The sequence below is a fragment of the Microbulbifer maximicatervae (SeqCode) genome (genome assembly GCF_052468295.1).
The window spans coordinates 3,909,619-3,922,383 of sequence record NZ_CP174340.1 but is presented as its reverse complement, the minus strand read 5'-3'; the positions used below and the strand labels follow the sequence as shown (position 1 = coordinate 3,922,383).

General features: G+C 46.5%; 9 protein-coding genes. 3 read left to right on the top strand and 6 right to left on the bottom strand.

Annotated features, from left to right (window positions below; genetic code table 11):
• Positions 1-182 precede the first annotated feature (182 nt).
• Positions 183-2,045, top strand: coding sequence for a diguanylate cyclase (locus tag ACJJIQ_RS17435; RefSeq protein ID WP_445362568.1), 1,863 nt, complete (start codon positions 183-185; stop codon positions 2,043-2,045).
• 1 nt (position 2,046) lies between these two features.
• Here ACJJIQ_RS17435 and pstS read toward each other — a convergent pair whose 3' ends face one another.
• Both pstS and ACJJIQ_RS17425 read right to left on the bottom strand, forming a co-directional pair.
• A complete protein-coding gene (gene pstS / locus ACJJIQ_RS17430) occupies positions 2,047-3,129 on the bottom strand; it encodes a phosphate ABC transporter substrate-binding protein PstS (protein WP_445355595.1) in 1,083 nt (360 codons plus the stop codon).
• A gap of 111 nt (positions 3,130-3,240) precedes the next feature.
• Positions 3,241-5,163: a PhoX family protein gene (locus ACJJIQ_RS17425; protein WP_445362567.1), complete on the bottom strand. Its 1,923-nt coding sequence runs from the start codon at positions 5,161-5,163 to the stop codon at positions 3,241-3,243.
• Between the two features lie 229 nt (positions 5,164-5,392).
• Here ACJJIQ_RS17425 and ACJJIQ_RS17420 point away from each other — a divergent pair, with 229 nt between their 5' ends.
• Together ACJJIQ_RS17420 and ACJJIQ_RS17415 are read left to right on the top strand one after the other, a co-directional pair.
• A complete protein-coding gene (locus tag ACJJIQ_RS17420; protein WP_444911583.1) occupies positions 5,393-7,996 on the top strand; it encodes a TonB-dependent receptor in 2,604 nt (867 codons plus the stop codon).
• A 131-nt stretch (positions 7,997-8,127) separates the two neighbouring features.
• Positions 8,128-10,008: a phytase gene (locus tag ACJJIQ_RS17415; RefSeq protein WP_445362566.1), complete on the top strand. Its 1,881-nt coding sequence runs from the start codon at positions 8,128-8,130 to the stop codon at positions 10,006-10,008.
• Here ACJJIQ_RS17415 and ACJJIQ_RS17410 read toward each other — a convergent pair.
• From ACJJIQ_RS17410 to ACJJIQ_RS17395, 4 genes are all read right to left on the bottom strand, one after another.
• Positions 9,986-10,423: a VanZ family protein gene (locus tag ACJJIQ_RS17410; protein ID WP_445362565.1), complete on the bottom strand. Its 438-nt coding sequence runs from the start codon at positions 10,421-10,423 to the stop codon at positions 9,986-9,988. The two genes, ACJJIQ_RS17415 and ACJJIQ_RS17410, sit on opposite strands and share 23 nt — an antisense overlap.
• A gap of 100 nt (positions 10,424-10,523) precedes the next feature.
• A complete protein-coding gene (locus tag ACJJIQ_RS17405; RefSeq protein WP_445362564.1) occupies positions 10,524-10,943 on the bottom strand; it encodes a hypothetical protein in 420 nt (139 codons plus the stop codon).
• A 73-nt stretch (positions 10,944-11,016) separates the two neighbouring features.
• The gene (locus tag ACJJIQ_RS17400; RefSeq protein ID WP_445362563.1) at positions 11,017-11,727 is read right to left on the bottom strand and encodes an outer membrane beta-barrel protein; all 711 of its coding nucleotides are present in this window, start codon (positions 11,725-11,727) and stop codon (positions 11,017-11,019) included.
• Between the two features lie 480 nt (positions 11,728-12,207).
• Positions 12,208-12,657, bottom strand: a complete 450-nt coding sequence (locus ACJJIQ_RS17395; protein ID WP_445362562.1) for a hypothetical protein — start codon at positions 12,655-12,657, stop codon at positions 12,208-12,210.
• Positions 12,658-12,765 lie beyond the last annotated feature (108 nt).

Here is a 12,765-nt window from a genome sequence, read left to right as displayed (position 1 = left end):
GTGCGGACTTGTAGAATTCATACATAGCTATTTTATGTAAGTATGAATTGATGACTTTCTTGTATGGAAGCTATTTCTCTGAAATACAAAAAGCATCATCAATTTACTTTGGAAGTCAGTATCCATTATGACTGATTTGGTCTTTATGAAGACGGAAATTGTTGCGCATCTACATAGTAAGAATGAAAAAAACAATTGGTGAATTTGAACTGTGGACTCAAAAGGGTGGCCCTAAATGGCACTACCGTTTGGTTTGTTGTGCAGTGCTGATGTTTGTCATACTTCTTTCTATGCCCAGCTACCCCCATACGGTCGTGGATGTCACCTCGTTGGAGGGAGGAAGTAAACCGAGTGGCCTAAATGCAATTTGGCATGAACCATCGGGGTTTGGAAACATTGTTGAAGCTGAAAAAGCTTACAAAAATAAACTTTTTCTTCCCCTGGGGACTGCCGGATCTACCGGACTTAAATCCGGAGCCTTCTGGTCTCACTTCATATTAAAAAACTCCAGTAGTGAAACAGTTTATGTCTCAATTGAATATGTGGATAACCAGCTCGATGGGCTGACGGCCTTTTCTAGGATTCAGGGCGGCAGTCAGCCTTACACTGAACTGGCAAGTCTGTCTGCGAACCAGCCTTTTTCCAGTCGAAAAATCAAGCATCATCGTTTTGCGTTCCCACTTAAAATCCCCCCCTTCGCATCAAAGGAAATGATGGTTAAATTTGATGTTGGAGTTTTGGGTGTTGCCTTTCCCAGTATGCGTATTTGGAGACCTGAACAACTTGAAGAGAGGAGTAAGGCTGAGGCCATTTTAACGTCATTTCTTTTTGGTGGTTATTTTTTGATGGCCATTCTTGCGCTGATTGGTGCTATTGCTGCGCGTAAGAATATCCTGTATTTATACTCTTTATATTCTGTAACGAAAATTTGGGTGTGGGGGTCTTTACTGGGATATACCCATCAATATTTGCTCCAAGAGCAATTTGATTGGCGCTATCAATCGATTAGTAGTGCTGTGGCGATCCTGACCGGAATTCTTTTTGCCCGATACTTTCTTGAAACGGCAAAGTACACGCCAAGACTGGATTACTTTTTAAAATTAATTTTACTCAACGGTTTATTCCTGGTTATTTGCGTTGTACTGCAGTGGGAGGCTCTGGGGCACATCTCTATGATGCTCGCTCTGTTTTTCTATCCTGGCGTTGTTGTTGTCGCACTGGTACGTTGGCGGCAGGGGGATACTTCTGCGGCCGTTTTTGCTTTAGCCTGGGGCGTTTTGGTGTTGGGGCTTTTGGTGCAGGCGATGAGGGATCTCGGTTATGTGGTGCACAATCCAATTAATTATTATTGGCCCCCGGTTGCCTCTTTTGTTGAGATGTTGGCAATAATGATAGCTATCGGATTACTGGTAAAACGTTTAAGGCAACAAAAAGAGACTGCAGAAAAAAGGTATCTACTACACCTGGAAGCCTCGAGAACCGAGCTGGAGCAACAGGTAAAACTTCGCACACAGGAATTGGAATACGCTAAATCCAAGGCTGAAGAAGAGGCGCGCACAGACCCGCTAACAGGTATTTTTAATCGCCGCTGCTTTTTCGAAGAGGCCAGTAATCTGGTGGCTGTGGCAATTAATAACCAAATGCCATTGTGTGTATTAATGCTGGATATCGACAATTTTAAATCTGTTAATGATATTCATGGCCACTTAATCGGCGATCAGGCACTCTGTGCGACTTCTCGAGTAATTTCTCAACACGTGCGGGATGTGGATATCTTCGGGCGTATTGGTGGGGAGGAATTCGCGCTAGTACTCAGCTCCAATGTCGAAGGAGCTATGAAGGTTGCCAATCGTATACACCGGGATATCGCTAAAATCGTGATTAAAAGTGCAGTTGGGCAAGCCCAGTTTACCGCGAGTATTGGCATCGCCCGCCTTCAGGGGCGAGAAAACATCCTGGAGCTAATGCGACGGGCAGACTCTGCGTTGTATCAGGCCAAACGCGCTGGACGTAATCGTATTGTGGAGTGCGCTGAAGCTACGTAAATTAGCGTACGTAGGTAACGGCATTGAGTACTTTTTGACGTATATTCTCCGGAAGGGGCACCAGGCCCAAGCTTCCGGCCTGGCTTTGGGATGCGTTGCTCAACATAAAGACCAGCATTTGCCGCAATGCTTGTGCTTTTTGATCATCCTGGTCTGCGTAGAGCAACAGCCAGGAAAAGCTGGTAATGGGATAGGCGGTTTCTCCCTTGGGGTCCCAGATCCAGGCAATAAGGTTGGGGGCACCGCTAATCGGTAGTGATGCTTTTGGAAACTCAACCTCTGATAGTGCCTCTGCCCCGCTCTTGGGGCCGGCGGCAATATAATTGCCCGCGCGGTTTTCCAGTAAAGCCACGGGTAGGTTTACCAGTTGGGCAAATCCGTGTTCGACATAGCCGATGGCCCCGACTTTCTTGCGGACCTTAGCGGCTACGCCTTGATTGCCCGGTGCTCTTTTAAATCTGGGCAACTTTGGCCAACTGGGAGTTCTGTCCAAACCAATTTTTTCGCGAAAATCTTGGCTCACGCTACTCATATGTCCAGAAAAGATATATGAGGTACCCGAGCTTTCAGAGCGGGTGACAACGGTAATCTCATCTCTGGGCAACTTGATATCGGGATTTGCAGCTGCGATCTTGGGGTCATCCCAGTGAGTTATTTCTCCGAGGAAAATCCCCACATAAGCTTCCCTGGACAGTTTGAGCTTGTCGATTCCAGGGAGGTTAAATACCAGTACGACTTCCCCAGCAGTAACCGGTAGTACCACGCCACCGCCTTTCAGCTTGCGTAACTCATCGATCTCAATAGCGGCATCTGAGGCGGCAAAGTCAACTGTATGACCGAGAAAGTCCCTGATGCCGTCACCGCTACTGCTCATCTCGTAGAAAATAAATATATTGTTTTCCCGATGGGTGAACTGTCGAAACCACTCGACATAGATTGGGTAGGGGAAACTGGCGCCGCTGCCCCGGAGATTTACAGGATTTTCTGGTACCTGGGCAGTTCCCGGTGTGGCGGCAAGGATAAAACTGGCGGTTGCCAGCACAGCGGTAAGGCGGCGTATAAGGGTTGCACACCTCGATATCATAGGGACCTCGGCTTATAGGCCTCTGACAACCTGCCTATAGGCGGGGGGAGAGGCCAAAAACTGCTTTAGATTAAAATTTTAGCAGGGTCCCCGGTTTGTCATATCAATTGCCTAGCTACCGACTATTTGGTCGTCCTCACGGTAAATGGCCAGTACTGATGGCCGAGGCGGTAACAGGGGATTATTATCTGGCCAGCGGTGCAGGGGTTGGTCATAAGTGGAGTTGCGCGAATCGGCCGGATGTTGCACGGCAATAAACAGGGTTTTTCCATCGGGAGTAAATTCCGGCCCGCATACTTCAGCCCCTTGCGGGCAGCCAAAGAAATGCTTGGGTGCCGCTCGCAAAGGCCCTTCAGTAGCCATTGCCCAAAGTCCATCGTGGAACCCAAAGCGCTCACAGCCATCGGTAGCAATCCACATATTGCCCCTGGGATCGAAAGCGACGTTATCGGGATTGGCAAACCAGCCGTGCTCAGAGATATCGTAAGGGGACTGCTGTCCATAGGCGCCCCTTTCAGCGGGGTTTTCAGCATTGGGATTTCCGCCAAGTAGAAATTGCTGCCACTGAAATTGTGCGCTTGTGTGGTCGCGGTTTCCCTTCTTCCCGGGGGGCGCTATTTCCAATACATGGCCGGCAGTATTGCGGGCGCGGGGGTTGGCGGCATCGGTATCGCTGCGCTTCTTGTTTTTGGTCAGCATTACATAGGTGCAATCATTGTGGGGGTTAGTCTCCACGTCCTCCGGCCGATCCATTGGCGTGGCTCCCAATAGCGCGGCTGCGCGGCGCGCATCAATCATTACATCTGCTTGATTGTGAAAACCATTCTCTGCGGTCAGTGGGCCCTGGCCATATATCAGCGGCAGCCATTCGCCACTGCCATCGTCGGCAAATCGCGCGGCATAGAGCGTGCCATTAACGAGTAGCTTTCGGTTTGTATCGGGATCTTCGGGCTGATAGTTATCTTGGGATACATAGCGATAGACAAATTGATGTTCATCATCATCGCCGCCGTAAGCAACGATCGGTTGTCCCGGTTTACAGACCAGGGTAAAGCCTTCGTGCTCAAAACGCCCCAAACTGGTCAGCTTGCGCGGTTTTGATTGGGGGTTATAGGGGTCAAACTCCACCATCCAACCGAATCGATTGGGCTCATGGGGTTCTACCTGAATATCAAATCGGCGGTCGTGGTCACCCCAGTTGCGATTTTCTGGTCTTATACCAAAAAGTTGATGGTTTTCGATCTCCCGGGAATCTTCGAGCTTTTTTGGGTCTCCCTGAAAAGCGCCGCCAAACCCCTCTTCAGCAATTAATACAGTTCCCCATGGAGTTTTCCCTCCTGCACAGTTACCTATGGTGCCGAGGACCTGGGTTCCGCTGGGATCTTGGCGGGTCTTCAAACGTTCGTCGCCTGCGGCGGGGCCAGTGATTTCCATTGGCGTCGTAGAAGTTATCCGCCGGTTATAGGGACTGTCAGCCACTACTTTCCAGCCCTGTTTACTTCTTCGAATTTCCACGATGGAGTGTCCGCAGGCGGCCTGTTCAATGGCCACATGCTCGGCACTCACTCCTCGGGTGGCACTGTATTCGTCGTTATAACCCGAGAACATCAGATGGGGCTGAGTGTATTCGTGATTGACACATAAAAGCCCGCGATCACTATTTTTACTTTGTATATGCAGGTACCCCAGGGTGGAACTGGTCCCCGCTGCCAAGGGCATAAATGCAATAAAATCGTTGTTGTAACCGAATCGCTGTTCCTGGCTACTGGCGCTAAGTTCTTCAGGCTGAAAAGATGTTTCCTCTTTATGTAAAGGGTCTCCCCACCTCAGCAGAACCGTGGATTTATAGCCCTCTGGTAGATGGTGTTGGTAATCCAGTCTATGGGGGATTTCTTGAAAGGTGAGGGAGTTGCGTGTGGGGTTTTCACTCCCACTACAGCCGGGTAGTAAGCTGCTTACAGCACCGGTGGCGGTTACACCACCCAGGACTTTAAATAGAGAGCGGCGTGCTGGATTTTTGGGGCTTTCGTTCATGACTGCTCCATATTTGGTTTCAGTATATGACGCTTTTTACTGTTAATTGCCTTGATGGTTCCTTTTAAGGCGATTGATATCTGTGTAAATAGCAGGGCTTACATCTATCGTCGCAGTACTAATTGACTATGTGATGACAAGCTTAAAAAAAATGTCACGTAAAGTTCATAGCGGCCTTCTAGTCTGCGTTCAATTCAATTAACCACCGGCAAAGTGGGAGTGGGACGCAATGAAATACAGAACTTCAGGCTTGCGGTTACTGGGAATGCCATTGGCGGCTCTGGCGACAGCCATCATTAGCGCAAATGCTATCGCAGAAAATGAGCAGGTAATGGAAACTGTGACGGTTACCGCCCAGGCAAGTAATGCGCGCAGCGACTTGGATCGACAGCGGGACGCCAATAAGGTCGTAGCGGTGCAAACTTCTGATGCGATTGGTGAACTCCCCGATGCCAATGTCACAGAAGCGTTACAGCGAATGCCCGGTGTATTTATTGCGAGAGATCAGGGGGAGGGGCGTTTTGTTGGTGTGCGGGGTATAGACCCAAATTTGAATGCGGCAACAATTAATGGTGTGAGCCTGCCTGCACCGGAAACAAACACCCGAGCGGTAGCCCTGGATGTTATTCCATCGGACTTATTGGCGAGTTTGGAGGTATTTAAAACTCTTACGCCGGATATGAGCGCAGACTCTATTGGTGGTGCCATTGAGATAAAAAGTCTGAATGCCCTGGATTATGACAGCAATCGCTACAAGTTCAGCGTAGAGAATAGTTACAGCGAGCTTCAGGAAGAGTACAGCCCCAAAGTGGCTGCGACCATGACCAATATTTTTGAACTTGATGGAGAGCGCCGTCTCGGGGTGGCCTTAGCGCTAAGTCACCAGGAGCGGGATTTTGGCTCAGATAATATTGAGACTGATGGTAGCTGGGAAGAACTGACCGCTGAAGATGGCTCTGTAGCTAAGGGCGCGACCGAAATAGAACATCGCGATTACAGTATTACCCGGGAGCGCACAGGTCTTGCTGCCAACTTCGACCTGGACCTGGGCAGTGACTCAAGCATCTATCTCCACAGCTTGTACTCCGATTTTTCTGATCAGGAAATCCGCCAGCGCAATTCCTGGAAGCTCGATGATGAACGCGATGAGCCGGAGACTATTTCGGCCAACTCGGCAGAGTGGGAAGAGGCAGCACTGGAGAAGTCCCTGAAGGACCGCCTGGAAGAACAGGAAATTATTTCTGCGGTATTTGGCGGAGAGCATAATTTTGAGCAATGGGGATTGTCCTATGCCTTGGGATATTCCCATGCAGAGGAATCTGAACCCAATCGACGCGATACCGATTTTGTCTTGGACTCCCTGCGTTTGGGGTATGTTGAAGCTGGTGATACTCCCCGTATGGCGGTGGGAAGTGAGGATGTTGAAGCAGTATTGGACCCGGCCAGTTATCAACTCGATGAGTTGGTCATTGAAGATAACTTTACTGAAGATGAAGAAATCAGCTTCCGTATTGATATCAGTAGAGAAATTGATTGGGCTGGCAATCCTTCAGTAGTTAAATTCGGATTACATGAGCGTCAGCGAGAAAAGGCTGGTGACTTAAATGCGACTGTATATGAAGGGTTTGGTGGGGATTACACTCTGGCGGACTTTTCTCGCAATAGTATCGATTATGGTTTGGATGCATTTGGACCTGGCGTCAATGTTGGAAGCCTGAATAGTTTTATCAATGCTAACCTCAGTGATTTTGACATAGATGAGACTGAGACCGCTTTGGCATCCGCCCGTGACTACGCAATGAATGAAGACATCACGGCCTTGTATGTGATGAATTCTATTGAGTTGGACCGCTCCCAGCTGGTTTTTGGGGTTCGCTATGAGCGCACCGAATTTAATGCTGAAGGCGTGAATGTGGCAGAGTCGGAAGAGCCCCTGCCGGGTGCCGATTTAATTGCAGAGGAGGTTTATGCCACTGAGGTTAACTACGAGCGGGACTACGACAACTTCTTCCCCAGTATTAATTACAAATTTGATTACAACGATAATGTTGTTCTCCGTGCAGCCTATTCGGAGTCCTTATCGCGTCCATCATTTGGTTATTTGAACCCCTCTCCGGCCAAAATTGAATACGATGATGGGGAACTGGAGGTTGAATCTGGAAATCCAGAGTTAGACCCCTATGAATCCCGCAATATCGACCTCTCTGCCGAATACTATGCGGATGATCTGGGTATGTTCTCTGTGGGACTTTTCCATAAGAGTATCGATAACTTTATTGTCATGTCTGAAGTTTCCAGTAATACCGATTTTACCCGTTTTGTAGGGAATTTAGCGGTTGATGATGCTGAAGTATGGCAACCGATTAACGGAGACAACGCCCGTATCAGCGGTGCCGAACTGGCCTGGACCCAAGGTTTTGAAAATGGGTTCTTACTCAGGGCCAATGCAACATTTACCGATTCAGAAGCTGATCTGGGTCTCAATAGCAGTGATCGCAGTGACAAAATATCTATGCCTTCCCAGGCGGATTTTGTCGGCAACTTTATTGTAGGCTATGAGCGCGATGCCTTTAGTATGCGCCTGTCAGCAGCTTTTCGCAGTGAACGCCTGCTGGAAGTAGACCTTGAAAATGAGGCTAATGATCGCTACGAAGAAGACCATTTGCAATTGGATTTGTCGGCCCGCTACCGCTTTGATAATGGCCTTCAACTTACTTTTACTGGGGTTAACCTCACGGATGAACCTTACTATGTTCACACGTCTGGGTTTAATGGTCAGTACGAAGAATACGGTCCGACCTATGCGATTGGGCTGAGCTATAGCACTTTCTAGAATTTACACTGGAATTTTTGGATTAGTGCAATTTTTTACCCTGATAAAGCCCCTGCAATATTGTGGGGGCTTTGTTTTTGTAAAAATAATATTTTCTGTCAGTTACCGGTAAGTCCTAAGCAGGTTTTATTATGCGTTTTTCAATAGTGGGTGTTTTGTCCTGCCTTATATTACTCGGATGTGATCTTGAAAAGGATAGTCAAAGATTATCTTCACAAAAGATCATCTCTTTAAAGGGGCTGATAGCTGAACAGATTCAGCTGGTCAGTTTCCCTAAGCAGCAATACTTGTTGCTATCCAGTAAAGATAAGGGGCTAGTGCTTGTAGATGAGTCCGCAGAAATACAAGTTCAAAAGGATGGCAGAGTAGAGGCACTTGCCATTCAGCCAAGGGAAGGTGGTAGCTACCTGGTGGCGGCTTACGAAGAGCAGGAAGCGCAATTACAGCTATATCAATTATTTACTGATCTAAACGATGATTTGCAGCTTCAACTTTTAGGAAAGCTTGAGAGTGCCAAGCCTGTGAGCGCACTCTGTTTTTCACTACAAGCAGGAAGAGATCACCTGTTTGCCATTGGAGAGGACGGACGGGGGTTTGAGTACCTGCTTTCTCCCAGTGATGAGCACTGGGACTTTACCGAGATACGCCCAATATATTTGGGGGAAGAGGTTAATAGTTGTAGTGTGGATAACCGTCGGGGGCGATTACTGGTATCACAGCCGCCTGTAGGGATATTGGCATTGAATGCCGATGCAGAGCGAGATGAGGAGCGTGAGCTTTTAATCTCGGCGAAACAGCTCGGTGATGATTTCGGCAGCTTGCGACTGGGTTATCAGCAGGACCAAACCTGGATTGCAGTGGAACAGGGAGTACAGGCTTTCGACTTGTCAGGAAGTGGTAGGTCCGACCAGTCTTGGACATTGCCTGCAGAAAGCCCTGCCTCTATAGCAGTTTTTGATGATAGGTTGGCCGTATTAAATGATAATCAGAGTGAAATAACCTATTTCCCGATAAATACCAAGCTGACCAGCGTTACAGATAGTCCGCTTGAGATTATTCCCACTGTTGCCGCCAGGGGACAAACTGACCCCGTTCACTCTTATGGGGATGCTGCCGATGATCCCGCTATTTGGGTGAACTCTCATTCGCCGGAAAACAGCCTGATTTTTGCTACAGATAAAAAAAAGGGGCTCAATATCTATCATCTATCAGGCGGCTTAAAACAGCACTTTCCGGTAGGCAGGGTTAATAATGTTGATATCCGTAAAATTTCCCACCCTAATATTGATGCGATTGCCGTTGCCTCTAATCGTACTAACCCCGGTTTGGATCTATTTACTATTAGTACAACGGGCGAGGTGGGGTATCTTGGATACCGGAGTATAGGGCTTCGTGATCCCTATGGCTTGTGCCTGCAACAGGACGATAGTGGACTTTATGCCTGGGTTTCTGACAAGGAGGCCAGCTTGCATCAGCTCAAAATCAATGTCTATGAGTCCTCCAATGAGTTTGAGATTGAGCAGGGTATCCAGTTTGATGACTATGGACAGGTTGAAGGCTGTGTTGTGGATGACCAGTTCGGAACCCTGTTTTTTGCTGAGGAAGACCGGGGGATTTGGCGGCTGGACCTAAAGTCCTTATCAGAGGCCTTTCCAGAGTTGGTGGCAGAAGTGGATGGTGAAAAGCTGGTGGCAGATATAGAGGGATTGGCACTTTATCAGGATGGCGACAAGGGCTATCTAGTGATATCCAGTCAAGGTAATGATAGCTATGCGCTATTCAGCCGTAGTGGGAATGAATTTATTACCCATTTTCGGGTTGGTATGAATCCCCAGCTAGGTGTGGATGGCAGTTCGGAGACCGATGGTTTGGCCGTTACTAGTTCAGCTTTGGGTGCGGAATATCCTCAAGGTTTGTTAGTTGTTCAGGATGGGCGCAACCGAATGCCCAGCGCAGCCCAGAATTTTAAATTGGTTGATTGGAGGAATATCAATCGTCTGTTGTCTCACTAGCGGTATCGGGGTTTTCAGGCTGGCTTAAATTGTTAATATTGTGGGCTCTCTGAACTAGGTAAACCAGAGAGCTCGCAAGTATCACTCCAACGATATCGGCGGCCAGATCAAGTAAGTCAAAAGTCCTTGAGCGAACAAATGCCTGGCTTATCTCTTCAATCAGGGCAAAGCCAAGTACTGCGATAGCACCATAGTAAATTCTAATAAAGCCGAGCTTAAAATAAGTGGCGCGGGTGGCAGGTATCAGGATAAGGCCAAAAGTACCAAACAAGGCGATATGGCCTAGTTTATCGCCATAGGGGATAGCACGGACAAGGTCAAAAAATATACTACTCGATCCGGTATTGGCTAGATAGATAATCCAAAGAATAAAAAGAAAAAACAGTAGGGCTGAAGCCTTGAGAAATCTTGGCATAATACTTATTGATACAGTTTTGTTTAATCTTGTGAAGTCTAGATGTTGATTTTATCTATATCTTATGAGAGGGGAAAGAGAGGCCTTAAAAAACTGTGAGTTAACCAGATTGTGATGGCTCAGTATCAATTATTTTTGACTTGCAGTCTTCACATAGATAGACGATTCCCCTCAGATCTTGCCACCTGCATCCGCTGGTATATTCACAGCGCCGCATCTTGTTATTGCAATTACTGCAGATAGGGGGGTTGTTAATTTTCTTCTGTTCCAGTTGCCAGTTAAGACCGTATAAAGTAAGTATAACCCCAAAGGTAATGGCCATTAAAAGTTTGTCATATCGTTGAGCGTAACCCGAAAGAAAAACTGAAATAATAAGTATTATAGTGAAAAATAATAGTGAAAATGTTATAATTAATTTATATTTATCTTTTAATCGATTTTCAAATTCTATTTTTGCTCTATAGTCTTCACTGTATTCTTTTATATCTTTTGCTTGTAGGTTTTTTTTCTTGTTTTTCATTTTTTTATTGTTTGAACCGGTGAGCTGATAGCTGTTTTCTAGGAATAATTAATGTTGAACCTTCCTTACTTTATCAAAAGTTAATACTCCACCCCATGGTGATAGCTTCACTATCTATTTCATCCAGAAACGTATCGCCCCCAATTTTTGAAAACTGTTCCCACTCTACCCGTAGGCTCCATTTGCCCCTATAGCTATAGTTAACACCAGCACCATATGCCCAGTGGAATCCATTGCTGCTATCGGTTAATTCACCTCTGACTGGAGTTAATTGTTCTATTAAACTGCCATCTTCAAGCTGGTATAGGATAAAAACTTCACCCTTCTGAATCTCATTGGTTTCTGCGTACCAGACGCCGGTGCCAAGTTTCCCGAATAAGCTGAATGACTCTCCCAGGGGAAGATACGCCAGGGAAAATATATTGAAAAGCTGGCTATCAAAATCAGAGAAATAGTTTAAATATTCACCATCCCCATATGAGATATGGGTATCCAGTTGGTACTTATTGAAATTTTGATAGCTGGCTTCAATTGCCAGGTAAGGTGTCCATCGAATTCCTGCAAATAGTTCCCAGGCGTTATTTTTATCATCACACCGACTGAGATCCACTTGATCTAAGCTGGCGCTAATTTGTTGAACCCGCTTTTCTGCTTCACTACACAATTTGTTGGCATACTGGTTACCGAAAGAGATACCAGCATATTTGTGTGAGTAGAAATCGGCGCAAGTAAGGGCAGGTAAGGAAAGTAGAAAAATAATGAATAGGGGGCTAAAGCGGTTCATGGCTTGACCTTATTTAGCTTATATGGGGGGACCCCTGAAGCTGATTTTAGAGTGAAATTTGATTAAGGCAACCACCAAAATAATAACAATCTTTTAGATTGGTCGAAGGTAGGTTCTACTCTATTAACTGGATTTGGCGCCTAAAGCTAGAGTTCCCAGTAATAGTTCGTGGGAACTCTATTTAATTTGTATAAAGTTATAGATGTCAATTAACAAAACTCAAAAAAGCCGCCCTAAACCCAGTGATAGTGTTTCTGCATTGAAGTCTACTCCAGTGGGCTCCAGTTTCTCCCACTCCAGTCTCCAAACCCAGTGATTCCTATAGACATAATTCATTCCGACCCCAACTCCCCAGTGGGGGCCTTTGTGGTTTTGGGACTTGTCTTTATCGAGCGTTTGAAGTTGTGCCGTGAATTGTCCATTGGATAATTGCTGGGGGATATAAAATTGAGCGGATTGTTGCTCTGATAATTTCCCTCTCTAAGCTCCAGCTCCGACTCTGGCAAACATATTTATATTGGAGTTAACAGGATAAAAACCCAATAAAAAGGCGGTCAATAAATGTGTTTCAACCTGGTATGCAGCCTTTGCATACTCTCCATTTTCATTATTGGTATAAAAGCTGCTTTGCGCAGCTGAAGGTTTTAGATAGCTGATTTCAAGGGCGAGGTATCTGTTCCAACGCAAGCCGCCATAAAACTTAATCGTACTGCCGCTACTATTGCAATGAAAACGTCCGTCTGTAGATCCTTGAGGAATCTGTGATTTTATCCGGGGGTTTGCAGATGAGCAAAATTGAGGATAAGAGGTTTCACCGAGGGTAGCCCCAATATATTTCCTGTTGGCAAAGTCAGCGCTGGTATTTGTAGCGAAAGTGAATATAAGGCTGGAAAACAAACTTGTTTTTACGGTGGTCTTAAAATTATTCATGATCTGTCCTGTGCTTTGTTTATTTTTATTTCAAGCACAGTAAAGCTAGATCAGGGCTTTTACTTCACAAGTCATTGGCGTGAGGGCCTTTAGGTATCAGGCCCTGTA